Origin of the sequence: Paraburkholderia bannensis (assembly GCF_014200455.1) — a bacterium.
Lineage (GTDB): Bacteria > Pseudomonadota > Gammaproteobacteria > Burkholderiales > Burkholderiaceae > Paraburkholderia > Paraburkholderia bannensis_A.
This window is the reverse complement of sequence record NZ_JACHBW010000020.1, coordinates 119,601-137,123: the sequence shown is the minus strand read 5'-3', so window position 1 is coordinate 137,123 and position 17,523 is coordinate 119,601. Positions and strand designations below refer to the sequence as shown.

Genomic DNA, 17,523 nt, shown 5'->3' with positions numbered 1-17,523 from the left:
GGCGAGTCCGTGCCGGCGAAGGCGAGAAGGCTCAGGGCGGCGCGCAGCATAGCCCTGAATGAAAGGGACGATAAAAAATGACGAGCGGGCGCCACGCACGCCTGAGGGATCACACATGACGGCGCTTGCCCGCTCGCGCTGCGCGCGGGTCTGAATTCAGGAGTTGAACGGTTGGTGCGGTGGCTTATTCCACCACGCCGCGCGCAATGCCTAATTCGGCAGCGCGTGCATGGGAATGCGCGCCTCGCGCTGTGCGGCCGCTTCGTGCGCACTCAGGGCATCTTTCAGGCGTTGCATGCTTTCGGTGGGAATGGCAAAGCCGGCCCAGCCGAGGCCCGTATGACGCAGAAACACCACCGCGCCGTCAAATAGCGGATTGCGCTCGGTGTACCAGCAGGGATCGATTTCGAGCACGTACTGATGCGAGCGCAAAGGCTGCTCCGGCACGGCTGGGCGCATCTGTGCGCGCAGCTTGCTCAACTCTTCGATGAGGCCGTCCACCTCGGCCGTATCGAGCAGCGCGGCATGGCCGTCGATTTTCACGCTGACCGCGTGCTCGCCATATTCATTGATGAGTTCGACCGACATCGGCTTTTGCATGGTGCATTCCTCGCAGTCCAGAAACTGGAAGGAATTATCGGCTCCGGCCCGGCATTGGTTTTTTAAGTTGCCGCTCACTCAAGATGAAAACTAATTTAGAAAACGGCGAGAGGTGGGGAGATTTACGCCTGTGTAGAAGGGGGTATGGCGCAGGCTGGAGGCGATACGCACTATGAAGATCGCGCGCTAAATGACAGCCGTGTCATATGGCGCGCGAACATGAAAATAATCCGCAATGGACTATTGCCGTTACCGGCGTCATTACCAGTGGTATTTCAGCCCTGCAAATACCTGACGACCGTAACCATATGCACAATAGGTGCCGATGAAACACGATGCCACATAAGTCTTGTTCAACAGATTCTGCGCGTTGATATAAACCTCCGATCCCTTCAGGCGCGGAATCGCGTAACCCAGGTCGTAACGCAGCGCCGCGTCCAGCAGGAAGTAGCTGCGCACTTCGAAGCTGTTGTCGGTGCTATAGGTCGCGCCGGTATAGCGTCCGCCGCCGCCAAACGACAAACCGGCCAGCGGGCCGCCATGAATCGTGTAGTACGCCCACAACGACGCCTGATTCGACGGAATGGTGGCCAGCCGCTTGCCCTGCAGGCCGCTGTTGTCCTTCGTGTAGACCGTGTTCAGATAGGTGTAGCTCGCGGAAACGTCGAGTGAATGCGTGAGGCTCACCTTCGCTTCCAGTTCCAGACCGCGCGATCGCGCCTCGCCTGCCTGCGTCTGATAGTTGGGATTGTTCAGGTCCGTGGTGAGCAGGTTCTTGCGCGTCAGATCGAAGATCGCGGCCGTGAAGAGCGCGTTGTACTGCTTCGGCTGATACTTGACGCCCAGTTCGTACTGACGGCCGCGCTCGGGATCGAAGGCCTTGCCGGTGATGTCCGTGCCCGACTGCGGTGCGAAGGACTCCGAATAGCTGAAATACGGCACGATGCCGTTATCGAACATATAGCTGATGCCGCCACGCCACGTGAGCGCGTGATCGTTTTGCCACTGACGCGTGTTGTCGGTGAGATCGCTCGTGACCGTATTGGCCCAGTCCTGACGCACGCCCACGGTCGCCAGCACGTTCTTGTAGCGCAACTGATCCTGCGCATAGACGCCGTACTGATTGCTGCTCGAGCGGGTTTTCGTCAGCGGGGGAGAGTCGATGGCCGCGCCGTACACGGGATCGAACACGTCGATCGAGGGCGCGCTGCCGAAGCCGGTCGCGTAGTGGGTGCCCATGTGCTGGTAGTCGAAACCGGCCAGCACCGTATGATCGACCGGGCCGGTGGAGAAGTTGCCTTCCACCTGGTTGTCGATGGCGAACGAATTCACCTGCTCGTACGACACGGCCGTCGCACGGTCGAGCGTGCGGTAATCGTCTTCGAGCGTGGTGCCGTAGACGCTCTGGTAGTCCTGGCCGATGTGATAGTAGCGCGCATTCGAACGCACCTTCCACGTATCGCTCACGGCGTGCTCGAACTGATAACCCACGGCTTCCTGGGTGCGGCTGAAGCGCTCGAAGCTGGCTTCGCCGTCATAGAAGCTGCGCCCGATCGTGCCGAGCGGATCGTGCAGCACCGTGCCGGTTGCGGGCACGCTGCCATAGGACGTGCTGGCCGGATCGCGCTGATAGAGCGCGTAGAGCGTGAGCGAGGTCTTGTCGTCGGGGCGCCAGGTGAAGGAGGGCGCCACCGCCACGCGCTCGTTGCGCGTGCTGTTGACCTGACCGTCTTCCTGGCGTCCGATCGCCGTGAATCGATACAGATAGTGCTGGTCGCCGGCGATCGGGCCGGAGAAGTCCATCGTCGCCTGTTGATGGCGATCGTTGCCGAACTCGATGCCGACTTCGTGATACGGCTGCACCGTCGGCAGCTTGCTTTCCTGATTGATCAGACCGCCCGCGTTCGCCTGGCCGTAGAGCACGGACACCGGGCCGCGCAGCACTTCGATGCGGTCCATCAGATAGGGATCGACCTGCGGCGTCGCGTACATGCCGCTGCCGATCTGCTTGAGGCCGTTCCAGTACGTATCGGCGCTGAAGCCGCGGATGTTGAGCATGTCGTAGCGCGTGGCGACGCCGCCGCGCGTTTCGGTCTGCACGCCCGCTTCGTAGCGCACCGCCGCGTTGAGCGTCTGCGCGTTCTGTTGGGTCATCTGGTCGCGCGTGACGACCGAGATCGACTGCTGCGCTTCGACGATGGGCGTGCCGGTCTTGGTCGCCGTCGACGACCATTTGGCGACCACGCCTTCGGTCGGGCCGTAGGGGCTGTCGTTCTGCGCGGCGACCGTCACGGCGGGCAGCGTGGTGTCGGCGGCGGCGGGCGTATCGACTGAAGCGGCGCGCGTGCGCACGAGCCACACGCCAGTGCTGCTCCGCGCGATTTCCAGCTTCGTGCCCGCGAGCAGCTTGCCGAAGCCATCGGCGACCGAATAACTGCCGTGCAGGCCGGGGCTCGACAGTCCATCGACGAGACGCGCATCGAGTTGCACGGTCACGCCGGCTTGCATCGCGAAGTCAGAGAGCGCGGTACCGAGCGGTCCTGCGGGCACGTCATAGGACTTGCTGGCGGAGGCGCTGGCCGGTTGTACGGCGAGCGCCGCCGGTGCTGCGCACAGGCCGCCTGGCGCGAGGCTGGCCGGAATGGCGCGCAGCGCGAGCGCGATGGCAGCGCTGCGAGTGGCGACGAGAGGAAAGCGCGGGCGGGCGGCGGAGCGCGCAACGAGCTGAACGGCGCGGCGGGGCCGGCGTGCGGACATGGATACTCCTGATCAGGCGGTGTGTGTTGAATCGGCTGGTGCGTGCAGTTGACGCGCGCAGTTGATGCGCGCAGTTATTGCGTCCAGATACGTGCTTGACACGCGAAATCAGGAAAGGGGACACGGGCGCGCAAATTTTTTTGAATCGCGCCGAAAAGAGACAAACGTCAGGCCGCGCCGGTCTGCGGAGCCTGAGGACCCGGCACGACCGTTACCCAGTAGCGCGTGCGCCAGATCACCTGAACGGGCAGCGTCTCGGGCAGGGCGGCGAGGATGTTGTCGGTATCGGCGAGCTGGAAGGCGCCGGAGATGTGCAGATCCGCAATCGCCGGATCGCAGCGCACGAGGCCGGCGCGATAGCGGCTCAATTCGGCGAGAAAATCGGCCAGACGTACGCGCTGCGCGAACAGCACGCCGCGCGTCCAGTCCGCGCCGTGCGGATCGGTGCCTGTGATCGGCCCGATGCTGTCGGCGGTGAAGCGCGTTTGCTGCCCTGCGCCGACGATGCGCGCGAGATGCGGCGCGTCGGCGGGCGTGACTTCCACCGCGCCGTGGAAAACCGCGACCTGCGTGCCGCCGTTGCCGCGCAGGCCATGCACGTCACGCACCACGAAGCGGGTGCCGAGCGCGCGGATGCGGCCGTCGTCGGTCTGCACGATGAAGGGTCGCGCGCTCGCTTGCGGGTCGGGCGCGGTATCGACGATTATTTCGCCCTGGTCGAGCCGCACGCGGCGCTCGCGCGCGTCGAAGGCCACGTCGAGCGCGGTGACCGTATTCAGCTCCACGTGCGTGCCGTCGGCAAGCACCAGGGTGCGGCGCTCGCCCGTGCCGGTGCGCGCGTCGGCGCACCAGACGCGCCACGGCGTCGTGCGCCACGCGAGCCATCCGGTCGGCCCGGCGGCCAGCAGCAGGCTGAGGGTCTTGAGCGCGGCGCGGCGGCGTGCGTGATCAACGCCTGAGCCGATGCTTGAGCCGATACCCGCGCGCGACTTGCCCCGCTCGGCGCGGGCGAGCGCCGACATGCCGACCTTCGCGGGCAACACCTCGAACTTCGCGTTCAGGCGTTCGGCGCGCCGCCATGCCCGGGCATGTTCCGGGTTCGCTGCGCGCCAGCGTGTGCAGGCGTCGATGTCCTCGGGCGTGGGGTTATCGGCAAGACGCACCAGCCACTCGGCCGCCGCGCGTGCGACGGCCCGTTCGAGCGGACGATGATCGTCGTCGTCGTCGGCGGCGTGGCTCGTGCTGTGATCGAGGCGCGCGTTCACAGCGCCATCATCAGGCAGGCTTCGAACGCGTCCGCCATATAGCGCTTGATGGTGCGAACGCTCACTTGCAGCCGCCCGGCGATCTCGGCGTAGCTCAGCCCTTCGAGCTGCGCGAGCAGGAAGGCCATGCGCGCTTTGGGCGCGAGGCTGTCGAGCATCGCATCGACTTCATGGAGCGTTTCGAGGATCACGAGGCGCTCCTCGGGGGACGGCGCCTGCGGTTCCGGCAACCGCGCGAGCGCGGCGAGAAAGGCCTGTTCGAGCGAAAGCCGCCGGTAGTGATTGAGCAGCACGCGGCGCGCGACGGTGGCGAGATAGGCGCGCGGCTCGATCAGGTCGGGCGTGCCCAGGCGCTCGTGGGCGCTCAGGATGCGCAGAAAGGTGTCGTGCGCGAGGTCGGCGGCTTCGAAGGCGTCGCCGAGCTTGCGGCGCAACCAGCCATGCAGCCAGCCGTGATGGTCGCGATAGAGCGCGTGCACCTGCTGTTGCGCGTCGATCAGGACGGCGGACATCGAGCAAACCCCTTTTTTTCCCGCGCCGCTGACCGGTGCAGTCGGCCTTTTTTATGCAGACGGAATACGAATGATTTGCATTTATATCCTGATGCGAGGGTTTGCGCAACCATTTCGGTGCAAGGGGGACTTGGCGTCCCCCTTCCCCCCTCCTCGTGGTACCACTGGATCTAGCGTGCGTCCCGCACCGATGCGTCGCGCAGAAAGTCCAGCAGCAGCGCGTTCACTTCCTCGGGCCGCTCCTGCTGGATCCAGTGCCCTGCCTCGGGCAGCAGCACCTTCTTCGTAAGGCGCGGTACGTGGTCCTGCAACTGCTCGTAGGCCTTCGACATCATGTGGATCACGCCGTCCTGTTCGCCCGCCACGAACAGCGTGGGCTGCTGGATGCGCGCGCCGTCGAGGAAGGGCGTGAGCGCCCAGTTGCGGTCGAGATTGCGATACCAGTCGATCGAACCGCGAAAGCCGCTGGTCGCGAACTGCGCGGCGAAGGTGTCGAGATCGGCGGCAGACAGCCAGCCCGGCAGCGTGTCCGGATATGCGAGGCTATCGATGAAGCGCACGTTCTTTTCGAAGCCGATAAATCCCTTGCGCCGATGTTCCGGATGACGCCGGCTCTCGCCGCCCGCCGTGTAATAGATGCCCAGCAGCGAGCGGCGGATATCGGCTTCGAGTTCGCGCTCGATGCGCCCCGGCTGCTGGAAATACTCCTGATAGAAGTGCTTTTCGAGCGTGTGGGTCTGGAAATACGCGGCGGGACGCACGCGCGAGCGCGGCAGGTACGGCACGCTCAGCAAGGCCAGCGCCCGGAACATATCGGGGCGCAGCAGTGCCGAGGTGGCCGCCACGATCGAGCCCCAGTCGTGCCCGGCGAGGATCGCGTGCGTCTCGCCGAGCGCATGCACGAGGCCGACCAGATCGCCGCTGAGGTTGAGGATGTCGTAGGAGGCGGTGTCGAGCGGCGCTTCCGTGTCGCCGTAGCCGCGCTGGTCGGGCGCGACCACGCGATAGCCAGCGGCGGCAATCGCCTCGATCTGATGCCGCCACGAGTACCAGGATTCGGGCCAGCCGTGGCAGAGCAGCACGAGCGGACCTTCGCCGTGCTCGACGTAGTGCATGCGGATACCGTTGGTGTAGGCGTAACGGTGGGCGAATGATGCGCTCATGAAGGCTCCTCGGTGGGTCGCTGCCCACGCACGATAGCAGAATTCGTCTTAAAAAGAACGGTCGATCTATTTCTGGGTGCGACGTATTCGGGTGAGGCCGCGCCCGCGCGCAGCCAGTGCAGCGCCAGCGGCCAGAGTTGCGTTTCGAAGCGGCTATGGAAGAACGCGAAATGCCCAATCGCTTTTACGCCGATCTGCTCGGGCGCGATACGCAGATGCGTGTGCGGCGCATGCGTGAAATAGCTGAGTAGCCGTTCGATGGCGGCAATCGTGCCGAAGGGATCGTCGGTGATGCTCACGGCGAGGATCGGCGCGGTGAAGGCAGCCAGGCGCTGCACCAGCGCCGCGCGTGCCTCGGGCGAACGGGCGATGGGCGCACGCACATAGGTGTCCTCGAAGCGCGCGCGGCTGCGGCTCCATGAAAGCGCGACGCCGCGCGGCGTATCCTCCATCCAGCCCAGCCGCGCGGCCGGAAAGTAGCCGCACAGCTGTGTCAGCAAGGGCATGGCAACGTGCCATTTGAGCAGCATCGGCAGGCGGGTGCGCGGCGCGTAATCTCGCCAGTGCGCGTACTGGGCGCCGACCGTGAACACCCGCCGGATCGTCGCGGCTGACGGCGCAAGCCCCGTTACAAGGCCGCCGATGCTATGCGCCACCACATCGACTGGCTGGCCGGGAAACGCCTCGCGCGCGTAATGCAGCACGGCTTCGAAATCGCGCTCGCCCCAGTCGAGCCAGCTTGCGTCAAGTTGCACCAGCCGCGCGGGCCTGGATTCGCCGATACCGCGATAGTCGTACACCAGCACATCCCAGCCATGCCGATGCAGCCACGCCGCGAAGCGAAAGTAGTAGCGGCAGCGCACCGAAGTCGCGGCATTGACGATGGCGAGCGCGCGCGGTTCGCCATCGATGCTGCGCGTGCGATGTCGCCACACGAAACCGCCGAGCGGATAGCCATCGGCGGCGTGCAGCGTGAGCGGTTCGGGTTGGGGATTGTCGTTCATAGCCGCCATTGAACTTGACCCGTGCGCCGCGCTCAATCAATCTTCGTGCATCGCTCGCATGAGGTGCACGCATGTCAATTCCGCTCGTCAAGCTGCCGTCGCTCGATTTCATTCGTGGCTTTGTCGCGGTGGGGCGGCGCATGAGCATCACGCTCGCCGCCGAGGATCTGTGCCTCACGCAGTCCGCCGTGAGCCGCCAGGTCAATGCGCTGGAAACGCAACTGGGCGTGCGTCTGCTCAATCGCGGTTACCGCTCGATCACGTTCACGCCCGAAGGCGAGCGCCTGTTTCGCGCCGCCGAGGGTGCGGTCGCGCAACTGCAGGACGTTGTCGATACGCTCATGCAGCCGCGCGTGCGCCAGCCCGTGACGATCACCGCGAGTCTGGGCGTGGCGGGGCTGTGGCTGTTGCCGCGTCTGGGCGCGTTGCAGGACCGCCATCCGGAAATCGATCTGCGCGTGGCCGCCACCGACAAGGTGCTCGACCTGCGCGCCGGGGGTATCGATCTCGCCCTGCGCTACGCGAGCGCGAACGCGAACGCCTCGCCCGGCGCGTTCGCCACGGCGCATCGGCTCTACGAGGAATACGTCATGCCGGTGGCGCATCCGTCGCTGGGTGTGGCGACGCTCGACGCTGCCACGCTCGCGCGCCACGTGCTGCTCGAATTCGACGGCCCGCGCCGTCCCATGCTGCGCTGGCCCGACCATCTGGGCGCGCTCGGGCTCGAAGGCCAGCCCGCGCGCGGCGTGCTGCGCTTCAATCGCTACGACCAGGTGATCCAGGCGGCGCTCGCGGGTCGCGGCATCGCACTCGGCCGTCTCGCGCTGGTCGGGCCGATGCTGACGGACGGGCGGCTCGTGGCGATTGGCGAGCCGGGCCCGCCGACCGGCTACGCGTACTGGCTTCTTCAGGCGGACGCTTCGCCACGCGCCGATGTCAGCGCCGTCGTCGACTGGATCATGGGCGAGACGCACAAGGGCTGACGCAGATCCGCCTTTCGCATGCATAACGCGCATGCGAAGCCCGCCAAAAACTCACTTGAGCCATGTCCCTCGCGCGCGCTCTACTGCGAGCAGGGCGATCGCGCGTTGCGCCAGGCATCGAGGACATCGAGGAGACAGCGGTGAGGGGACCGGAAGACGTATGGCGGCAGCGCTGGCTGCTGGTGGTGGCGGGTGGCGTCGTGATGGGCGCGTCGCTCGGCGTGCGTAACGTGCAGGGCTTGTTTCTGCTGCCGGTGACGCTCGACCGGGGCTGGCCGCGTGAAACCTTCGGCTTGGCGCTCGCCTTGCAGAACCTGCTGTGGGGTTTCGCCCAACCGCTCACAGGCATGATCGCCGATCGCTTCGGGTCGGCGCGCGTGATCTTCACGGGCGCGCTGCTCTATGCGCTTGGCCTCGCGGTGATGGCGCACGCGGCATCGACGGGTGTGTATACCTTTGGCGTGGGCGTGGTGATCGGCATTGCGCTTTCGGGGACGGCGTTCGGCGCGGTCTATGGCGCGCTCTCGCGTCTGTTTCCCGCCGACAAGCGCGGCTGGGCGCTGGGCGTGGCGGGCACCATCGGCGGGCTGGGCCAGTTCTGGATGGTGCCGGCGGCGCAAGCGATGATCGGCTCGCTGGGATGGGCCTCGGCCATCGGCGTGCTGGCGGTGGTGATGCTGGTGAGCGCGCCGCTCGCGGTCTGCCTGCGCGACCAGCCTGAGGCCAACGCTGCCCAGCCTCATGCGGGCGACACGATCCGCGCGGCCGTCATGGAAGCGCTCGCGCAGCGCGGTTTCTGGCTGCTCAACCTGGGCTTTTTCGCGTGCGGTTTCCAACTGGCGTTTATCGGCGCGCATCTGCCCGCGTATCTGCTCGACCGCGGCATGAGCGCGCGCGAGGCGAGCATGGCGCTGGCGATCATCGCGCTGGCCAACACGGCTGGCATATTCCTGTGCGGCTACGCGGGCGGCTTCCTGCGACGCAAATATCTGCTCTCGGGCATTTATTTCGTTCGCACCGCCGCGATGGCGCTGTTCATCGCGTTGCCGCTCTCGCCCGCTAGCCTCCACGCGTTTGCCTTCGTGATGGGGCTCACGTGGCTGGGCACCGTGCCGCTCACCAACGGCATCGTCGCGCAGGTATTCGGCGTTCGGTATATCGCCACGCTGTTTGGCTTCGTGTTCTTCGGGCATCAGCTGGGCAGCTTCTTCGGCGTGTGGCTCGGCAGCGTGGTGTTCGATGCTACGCATTCCTATACATGGCTGTGGTACGGGTCGATCTGGCTGGGCGTGCTGTCCGGGCTGCTGCATCTGCCGATAGACGACCGTCGCGTCGTGCGCGTCAATCGTGGCCTGGTAGAGCCAGCATGAGAGCCGCCTGGATCGCGGCGACAGTTGCCGTATTACTGATCGTGTCGAGCATCGTGGCATTTGCGGGCTGGCTCTCCCCGCCCGCACTGCTTGCAGTGTTGTCGGGCCTGACGTTTTGCGGCTGAACATTGTCGCTTGCGCAACAAAGTCGTGCGTGCAGGGAAAGGATGGGTAAGGGAGCAGGCCTCTTGCGGGCACGGACGCTGCTATAGAATTCGCGCATGAAGCCCTGTGTCCTTATCGTCGACGACGATCCCGTCGTGCGCGATCTGCTGAGCCGTTTCCTGCGCTCGCACCAATTCGATACGGCGGTCCTGCACGACGGCAAGCATCTGCTGCGCCGCCTCGAACGCGAACGGCCCTCGATCGTCGTGCTGGACATTATGATGCCGCTGACCGACGGTCTCGAAGCCATTGCCGCCCTGCGCGCGACCGGCGACGATATTCCCGTGATCTTCGTGAGCGCGCGCGGCAGCGTGACCGACCGCATTCGCGGCCTCACGCTGGGCGCGGACGACTATCTGCCCAAGCCCTTCGATCCGCAGGAATTGCTGGTCCGTATCCAGAACATCCTGCGTCGGCGCGGACCGTCCACGGCGAGCGCGCCGGAAGTGCGCACGCGCTATCAGTTCGGCCCGTTCGAACTCGACTTCACGATGCGCACGCTCTTGCGCGAGCAGCGCTTGATTCCGCTGCGCGAAAGCGAATTCGCCCTGCTCAAGATCTTTGCCACGCATCCCTACAAGGTGCTCACGCGCACGCTGATACACGACATCGTGCATCGCGACGCGCGCGAATTCCGCGAACGCAGTCTGGATGTGCCGATCTGGCGGCTGCGTCGCGTGATCGAAGAAGACCCGACTGCGCCGCGCTATATCCATACGGTGCGCGGCAAGGGCTATGTGTTCGTGCCCGATCCGGCGCAGGTGCCGCAGGCGCTGGCGGATATATCGGCTTAGATGCACGCCGCAAGCGTGGTGCCAAAAAAAGCGCGCCGGCGAAACCGCCCGGCGCGACAGGTACCACCGAGACATCGTAAGGCCTCTGCGTGAACCGCAGCGGCCCGAGTCCATTCAGACGCAGGCCGCCAGTCAGGCGGAAACGTCGATAAACAGACCGCTCACTGACGAGGCGCCTTGCGCCTGCAGATTGCTCGCGAGCGTCGCGAGAAATTGCTGGAGATCCATCGCGGGATCTTCGAGCGGGTCGTCCGGATTCACACCCAGCGTATCGAGCAGATTCTCGTAGCTGGCGGCGAGATCGCTATTTGCGCCGCTTGCGCTGCTTGCGCCGCTTGTGCCGTTCGCGCTGTCCGATGAAGCCGCCGCTTGCGCGAGCCCCGAGACTGCCGAGGCCAGATCGCCGCTATACGTGACGTCGCTGCCGCTTGCCGTGCCGCTTTGCTGCGCGGCAGCCTGAAACAGCGAGCCGAGAAACTGCTGGAGCGCGGCGAGCTTGTCGGCAGCGGTGGCGTTGTTGTCCGTGAGGTCGCCGAAATCGTTGTACGCGCCGTCATCGCTGTCGCTATCGGTGCCGAGCGAATTCAAGGCGTCGGCAACGGCCTGGGCGAGCGGATCGGCGCTGGAATGGCTGTCGAGACCCGACGAACCGTCACCGGATGCCGTCAGCGTGTCGCCTGACGACGCCGTATCGTCGGGATTCTGCTTCGACGTCCAGTGTGCGTAGAACGAAGTGGAGTCGCCGTTCGAACCGGCGGCCACGCTGATAGTCATGAGAAGCCTCTGGCAAGGATGGGAACGCGAAAAATCTGGCGCCATCGTATGCCGTCCGCACGCGTCCTGGGGGCGTTGGTAAGCGGCGGAAAGGCAGAGGAAAAGAAGGGGAAAGCGAGAGCTGAAAGCCGCAGCCCTCAGCGCGCCGCGAACTCCACCACGGCGACGGTGCCGCGATCTTGCGGCCCGCGTTCGAGCCTGACTTCGGCGCCGTGCGCGCGGGCGATTTCCCGCACGATCGCGAGGCCCAGGCCGCTGCCGGGTAAGGTCGAGGCGCGGAAGAACGGCTCGAACACCTTGTCGCGCAGTGCGTCGGCGATGCCCGCGCCTTCATCGCTCACGCTGAGCACGGGCGGCTGCTCGCCCGCCGTGAGCGTTACCGCCACCGTGCCGCCTTCGGGCGAATAGCGGATCGCGTTATCGACGAGATTGAACACCAGCACCGAAAGCAGTTGCTCGTTGCCGATCACCTCGGCGTGCGGTGCGAGCGTGGCGACCAGTTCCACGCGGCGGCGTTGCGCCAGCAGCGCAAGCTGCTCGATCACGCCGGTCGCAACCGCGCGCATATCCACGCTCACGCCTTCGAATTGCGTGTAATCCGCCGATTCGGCCTGCGCGAGCGTGAGCAGCTGATTGGTGAGCCCCACCAGCGAGCGATTGCTCTGATGCATCGCCGTGAGCGTTTCGTGCAGGCGTTCGGGGTCTTGCTGGCGGCGCGCGTATTGCAACTGCGTGCCCAGCAGCGTGAGCGGCGTGCGCAACTGATGCGCGGCATCGGCGATAAAGCGGCGCTGCATGGCGGTCTGTCGCTCGATCAGATCAAGACAGGCATTGAAGGCGCTGACAATGGGCCGCAGTTCGGTGCGTAGCGGCTCGACGTCGATGCGCACCGACGCCATGCTCGGCGAATTGCGCACGCGCTGCGGCAGCCCGCGCGCGAGACGCGTGAGCGGACGCAATTCGAGCGTCAGCCCGACGCATACGAGGATCACGGCCGCCGTAACGATCCCCGCGAAATAGAACATCTGCGGCCGCCAGAGCGCACCCGCCATGGCGTCGCGTTCCTCCAGCGTGCGCCCGACCGACACGATCACGCGGCGCGTCGCGCCCGCGTCGTACATCGGACGGATCAGCGAGACCGCGCGGATCGGCGTGCCGTTGACTTCGGCGTCGTACCACTGCGGCGAAGTCTCGGGCACATGCTGCGGAAAATCCGAAGTGCCCGCGATAATCGGTCCGCCGATTTCCTGCACGCGGAAGAACACCTGATCGCGATGCGGCGTGCGCAGGATCTCGATGGCGCTTGGCGAGATCGAGGCGCTCAGCGCATTGCCTTCCCAGCCGATGTCGCCCGCCATGACGCGCGCCGCAGAGAGCAGCGCGTCGTCCTGCAGGAGGTTGGCCGTGCGCCAGGCGTTGCCGCGCGTAATCAGCCCGGCCGCCGCGATGAACAGCGTCATCGGCAGCACGAGCCAGAGCAGCAGGCGCACGCGCAGGCTATTGGTGGGCCTCATGTGGCTGGCCTCATGCGGCGGACCTCATGCGCGGGCCTCGCCGCCAGGCAATGAGAGAGGCTTATTCGTCCGCTTCGGCATCTTCGAGCAGATAGCCGAGGCCGCGCAGCGTGATGATGGTCGCCGTGCTCTTTTCGAGCTTCTTGCGCAGGCGCGAGACGTAGATTTCGATGGCGTCTTCGCTGGTGGGCGCATCGGCGTCGGAGACGGATTCGGCGAGTGTGGCCTTCGAGACGGTCTTTTTCGCGCGCAGGATCAGCGTTTCCAGCACGGCATGTTCGCGCGGCGTGAGCGTGAGTGCATCTTCCTCGACATAGAAGCGGCGGCTGTCCATGTCGTAGAGCAGGTTGCCGCAGCGCAGGCGATTCGAGCGCGAGGGCGCCTGGCGGCGCGCCAGCACCTTGACGCGGGCTACCAGCTCGCGCGCGTCGAAGGGCTTGACGATGTAGTCGTCCGCGCCGGCGCCCAGGCACACCACTTTTTCGTCGATCGCGCCCGTGGCCGTGAGGATCAGCACGGGCGTGGCGTCGCCACGGCCACGCATGCGGCGCAGCAGCGCCTTGCCGGACATGCGCGGCAGGTTCAGATCGAGCAGCACCACGTCGTAGGTCGAAGCGCGCAGGGCGTCTTCCGCGGCTTCGCCATCGCCGACGTGGTCCAGCATGAAGCCGTCGTCGCTAAGCGTGCGCACCAGCCAGTGCGCGAGTTGTTCGTTGTCTTCGACGAGCAGCAGTCTCATGCGTATTTACTGATTTGCGGAACGGATCAGGCCGTCTTGTACTGTTCGCGCGCCACTTTCGAGCGGTACAGGAACAGGGTCGCCACCATGCCGCACACAGCGGCGACGCTCATCCAGGCGCCAGGCGCGGCCTTGTCGCCGGTCGTGTGGATCAGCCACGTCGAGATGGCCGGCGTGAAACCGCCCACGAGGGTTGCGAGGCTGTAGGCCATGGAGAAGCCCGTGGTGCGCACGTGCACCGGCATCAGCTCGGTCAGCGCGACGACCATCGCACCGTTGTACCACGCATAGAGCGTCGAAAGCCACAGCTCGACCACCAGCAGGGTGGCGAACGAGGGCGCGCCCACCAGCCACTGCATCGCCGGATAGGCCGTGAACACGGTCAGCGTGGTACAGGCGATCAGCACGGGTGCACGGCCGACGCGGTCGGACACGGCGCCCGCGATCGGCAGCCAGATGAAATTCGACACGCCCACGCAGACCGTCACCAGCAGCGCGTCGAGCGAGGACAGCTTCAGTTCGACCTTGCCGAACGTGGGCGTGTAGGCCGTGATCAGGTAGAACGAGGTCGTCGTCATGATGACGAGGCCCATGCCGGCGAGCACGATGCCGTAGTTCGCGACGATCGCGCGGGTGATTTCGCGCAGGCTCGGATGATGGCGGCGCGCCTGGAATTCGTCGGTTTCGCGCAGCGTGCGGCGGATATAGACGAGGAAGGGCACGATCAGGCAGCCGATCACGAACGGCACGCGCCAGCCCCAGCTGGTCATTTGCTGGGCGGGCACGGCGCTGTTGAGCAGCACGCCCAGCGCCGCGGCGAACACCACCGCCACCTGCTGGCTGGCCGACTGCCACGCGCAGAAGAAGCCGCGGTTGCCCTTGGTGGCGATTTCGGCGAGATAGACCGAGACGCCGCCCAGTTCAGCGCCCGCCGAGAAACCCTGCAGCAGGCGGCCAACCAGCACCAGCGCCGGAGCCAGCAGACCGATGGTGGTATAGCCGGGCACGAAGGCCACGCACATCGTCCCGATCGCCATCAGCGTGAGCGACATGATGAGGCCCTTGCGGCGGCCGTGGCGGTCCATGTAGGCGCCCAGCACGATCGCGCCGAGCGGGCGCATCAGGAAGCCCGCGCCGAACACGGAGAACGCCAGCATCAGCGAGACGAACTCGTTGCCGGCCGGAAAGTACGCGGCGCCGATGGCGGCGGCGTAATAGCCGTACACCATGAAGTCGTACATTTCGAGGAAATTGCCGCTGACCGCGCGGAAAACCGTGCGGCCTTTCGATTCGCCCGGTACGGCGTTGATGGCAGTAGACATGATGGACATCCTTTGATGAGAGACGAGCGGGGCCATAGCGGATCGCCGTGAATCGGCAGACCGCCGGGTTGCGCGCCTTGTGGCTGCATTCGGTGCTAAAGGGTTTTCTCTGGAATTCGCGGACGTGCGCTACGGCGCGCCCTTGAGCGCATCGGACTGCGCGGACGCGACGAAGTCATTGGTGTAGGTTTTCGCCAGATCGACATGCCGCGCCGTCACCCCCGAGCCCGCCGCGATCAGCACGTGCAGCACGGTTTGCGGCGCGCCTTCGGGCATCTGGCCGTCGCGCGAGAATGCAGGTTGCGCGGCGGCGAGCGCCTGCACATAGCCGGCGCGGTCGCTGCCGGTCAGCTCGGGCGGCAGCGCATCGGCGATGGCCTGTGCGGAATGCGTGTTCAGGTAACGCAGCGCACGCACCAGTGCACGCGCGAGTTGCGCGGTTTCATGCGGATGGGCGTCCACCCAGCTGCGGCGCATGTACAGGCAGGCGCCTGCATACGGGCCGCCCAGCCAGCGCTGCGAACCTTCCACGCTGCGCATATCGGCGACCATCTGTGTCGCGCCGCTCGACAGCAGGCGCGTGGCCGTGGGTTCCTCGACCATGCCCGCGTCGATGCTGCCTTGCTGGAGGGCTTCGATGAAGCGCGTGTCGGAGGCGAGCGGCACGATTGTGTAGTCGCCCGGCGCGACGCCCGCACCCGCCGCCAGATAACGCGTGACCACCCAGGTGGAGGAGCCGAAGCCCGTCACGCCCAGACGCCGACCTTTGGCGTCGCGCATCGATCCCGAGCGCGCCATGGCACGGCCGCCTTCGGAGCGCGTGGAGGCCAGTTCGGCAAGTCCCAGCGCGCGCTGGAACACCACCACCGACAGCACATCCTGGCCGCGGCTTTGCAGATCGAGTGTGTGATCGTAAAACCCGACCGCGCCTTCGATGGCGCCCGCGATCAGTTCCGTGGACGTATCGATGCCCGCCGGGCCGCCCACGACCTGAACATCGAGGCCCTCGTCGCGGAAATAGCCCAGCCGCGCGGCCAGCACGGCCGGCAGATAGACGATCTTGGCCATGCCGCCCATCATCAGCCGGATCGGAGCGGCCGCCGCCTGCGCCGCATGGACCGGTGCGCTGGTGCCCGCCGCCGCCGCGACCAGCGCGAGGCAGAGCAGCAGGGCGCGACCGGGATGCTGGGCGCGAAAAGGCATGGGAACGTGTCTCCTCGTGATGGACGGCGCTCCAGCGGGCCGTGGCAGGCCGCCGGTAGTTTGGGATTGGTCGCCAGTATAAGAAAGGCTGCCCTTCTGGTTGCTTTCTGTCGTGAAGGGATTTTGTCGGTATTTACCCTTCTGGCGGGAAGGGCGCGGAGGGTATCGGGGGATGACGACAGGGGGCTACGCAAGAATTTTCTTTCTATTTGCTCGCACTACACCTTCGAAACCGACATACCCGTGCCGCCGCTCGAAAACACGCACGATGGTTTTATCGAATTTCACGTCATGCCGAATCGCAAGATTGAAGCGGCATGGGTGAAATTCCCAACGACGCCGAAGATCCCGGGCGCGCCGCACTGAGCCGCCGCTCCCCTTACAATATTGCCCAGTCCCTTCACCGCGCTCCAACAACATGACCCGAGACCCCCGCCTCACCCTGAACGCGCGCCAGCAGGAGCTGCTCGAATGGGTGCAGCGCGACGGCTTCGTGACCGTCGACGATCTTGCCGCGCACTTCGACGTGACGCCGCAGACCATTCGCCGCGACGTCAACTGGCTCGCCGACATGAACCTGCTGCGCCGCTATCACGGCGGCGCAAGCTTGCCCACCAGCGCCGAAAACGTCTCGTACAGCGCACGTCAGCAGATGTTCCATGACGAGAAGCGCCGCATCGGCGCGCTCGCCGCTTCACATATTCCCGATCAGGCCTCGCTCTTCATCAACCTCGGCACCACGACCGAAGAAGTCGCGCGCGCGCTCAACCGTCATCGCGGCCTGCGCGTCATCACCAACAACCTGAACGTCGCGAGCATGATGAGCGGTTATCCGGAATGCGAAGTGCTCATCACGGGTGGCATCGTGCGGCCGTGGGACAAGGGCATCGTGGGCGAGCTGACCATCGATTTCATCCGCCAATTCAAGGTGGATTACGCGATCATTGGCACCTCGGCGATCGAAACCGACGGCACGCTACGCGACTTCGACACGCGCGAAGTCCGCGTGGCCGAAGCGATCATCCAGCACGCGCGCACCGTGTATCTGGTCACCGATCATTCGAAATTCGGCCGCCCCGCGCTCGTGCGCCAGGGGCATCTGAGCCAGATTCACGCCCTCTTCACCGATAAACCGCTGCCCGCCGATATGGACGAGACCATCGCCCAGGCGGGGACCGCGGTGTATGTCGCGGAGTAAATCCTGTCGCAATGAAGCCGGCGCAAGGCGCATCGATGCGCCGCCGCTGCATCCCGTCCGACATAGAAACGAACATCGAACGAAAACAATTCGAACATTTTTGCGTTCCTTTTGCTTCCTGACAGGCGCCTGACGGTCCGCTGTGACCCCTTCCCCTTCC

17 protein-coding genes are annotated in these 17,523 nt (G+C 65.5%); 6 read left to right on the top strand and 11 right to left on the bottom strand.

What is annotated here, in order from left to right:
- Positions 1-210: 210 nt before the first annotated feature.
- The 6 genes from F4827_RS28325 to F4827_RS28300 all read right to left on the bottom strand — a co-directional run bounded on the left by F4827_RS28325 (position 211) and on the right by F4827_RS28300 (position 7,301).
- The gene (locus F4827_RS28325) at positions 211-600 is read right to left on the bottom strand and encodes a hypothetical protein (protein WP_183729718.1); all 390 of its coding nucleotides are present in this window, start codon (positions 598-600) and stop codon (positions 211-213) included.
- A 261-nt stretch (positions 601-861) separates the two neighbouring features.
- Positions 862-3,357 carry a TonB-dependent siderophore receptor gene (locus F4827_RS28320; protein ID WP_183729715.1) on the bottom strand — a complete coding sequence of 832 codons (2,496 nt, stop codon included), beginning with the start codon at positions 3,355-3,357 and terminating at the stop codon, positions 862-864.
- A gap of 167 nt (positions 3,358-3,524) precedes the next feature.
- Positions 3,525-4,622: a FecR domain-containing protein gene (locus F4827_RS28315; protein WP_183729712.1), complete on the bottom strand. Its 1,098-nt coding sequence runs from the start codon at positions 4,620-4,622 to the stop codon at positions 3,525-3,527.
- Positions 4,619-5,134, bottom strand: a complete 516-nt coding sequence (locus tag F4827_RS28310; protein WP_183729709.1) for a sigma-70 family RNA polymerase sigma factor — start codon at positions 5,132-5,134, stop codon at positions 4,619-4,621. The genes F4827_RS28315 and F4827_RS28310 overlap by 4 nt, the downstream gene beginning before the upstream one ends.
- A 170-nt stretch (positions 5,135-5,304) precedes the next feature.
- Positions 5,305-6,297, bottom strand: a complete 993-nt coding sequence (locus F4827_RS28305) for an alpha/beta fold hydrolase (protein WP_183729706.1) — start codon at positions 6,295-6,297, stop codon at positions 5,305-5,307.
- Positions 6,294-7,301, bottom strand: coding sequence for an alpha/beta fold hydrolase (locus tag F4827_RS28300; RefSeq protein WP_183729703.1), 1,008 nt, complete (start codon positions 7,299-7,301; stop codon positions 6,294-6,296). The genes F4827_RS28305 and F4827_RS28300 overlap by 4 nt, the downstream gene beginning before the upstream one ends.
- Positions 7,302-7,372: 71 nt before the next feature.
- On the opposite strand from F4827_RS28300, the gene F4827_RS28295 reads away from it, so the two are divergent.
- The 4 genes from F4827_RS28295 (at position 7,373) to F4827_RS28285 (ending at position 10,613) form a co-directional block, all read left to right on the top strand.
- On the top strand, positions 7,373-8,284 hold the full coding sequence (locus F4827_RS28295; RefSeq protein ID WP_183729700.1) for a LysR substrate-binding domain-containing protein: 912 nt from the start codon (positions 7,373-7,375) through the stop codon (positions 8,282-8,284).
- 203 nt (positions 8,285-8,487) lie between these two features.
- A complete protein-coding gene (locus tag F4827_RS28290; protein ID WP_183729786.1) occupies positions 8,488-9,654 on the top strand; it encodes an MFS transporter in 1,167 nt (388 codons plus the stop codon).
- Complete coding sequence (locus tag F4827_RS35595; protein WP_260175446.1) at positions 9,651-9,779, top strand: hypothetical protein; 129 nt, start codon at positions 9,651-9,653, stop codon at positions 9,777-9,779. The genes F4827_RS28290 and F4827_RS35595 overlap by 4 nt, the downstream gene beginning before the upstream one ends.
- Positions 9,780-9,875: 96 nt before the next feature.
- Positions 9,876-10,613, top strand: a complete 738-nt coding sequence (locus tag F4827_RS28285) for a response regulator (RefSeq protein ID WP_183729696.1) — start codon at positions 9,876-9,878, stop codon at positions 10,611-10,613.
- A 132-nt stretch (positions 10,614-10,745) separates the two neighbouring features.
- Here F4827_RS28285 and F4827_RS28280 read toward each other — a convergent pair whose 3' ends face one another.
- The 5 genes from F4827_RS28280 to F4827_RS28260 form a co-directional block, all read right to left on the bottom strand.
- Positions 10,746-11,387: a hypothetical protein gene (locus F4827_RS28280; protein ID WP_183729693.1), complete on the bottom strand. Its 642-nt coding sequence runs from the start codon at positions 11,385-11,387 to the stop codon at positions 10,746-10,748.
- 137 nt (positions 11,388-11,524) lie between these two features.
- A complete protein-coding gene (locus tag F4827_RS28275) occupies positions 11,525-12,901 on the bottom strand; it encodes a sensor histidine kinase (protein WP_183729688.1) in 1,377 nt (458 codons plus the stop codon).
- A 61-nt stretch (positions 12,902-12,962) separates the two neighbouring features.
- Positions 12,963-13,640 (bottom strand): response regulator transcription factor, encoded by a 678-nt coding sequence (locus F4827_RS28270; RefSeq protein WP_183729685.1) that lies wholly within the window; start codon positions 13,638-13,640, stop codon positions 12,963-12,965.
- Positions 13,641-13,666: 26 nt separating this feature from the next.
- Positions 13,667-14,962: an MFS transporter gene (locus tag F4827_RS28265; RefSeq protein ID WP_183729682.1), complete on the bottom strand. Its 1,296-nt coding sequence runs from the start codon at positions 14,960-14,962 to the stop codon at positions 13,667-13,669.
- Between the two features lie 129 nt (positions 14,963-15,091).
- A complete protein-coding gene (locus F4827_RS28260; protein ID WP_183729679.1) occupies positions 15,092-16,165 on the bottom strand; it encodes an ABC transporter substrate-binding protein in 1,074 nt (357 codons plus the stop codon).
- A gap of 6 nt (positions 16,166-16,171) precedes the next feature.
- On the opposite strand from F4827_RS28260, the gene F4827_RS28255 reads away from it, so the two are divergent.
- A complete protein-coding gene (locus tag F4827_RS28255; protein ID WP_183729676.1) occupies positions 16,172-16,531 on the top strand; it encodes a hypothetical protein in 360 nt (119 codons plus the stop codon).
- 52 nt (positions 16,532-16,583) lie between these two features.
- The gene (locus F4827_RS28250) at positions 16,584-17,363 is read left to right on the top strand and encodes a DeoR/GlpR family DNA-binding transcription regulator (protein WP_183729671.1); all 780 of its coding nucleotides are present in this window, start codon (positions 16,584-16,586) and stop codon (positions 17,361-17,363) included.
- Positions 17,364-17,523 lie beyond the last annotated feature (160 nt).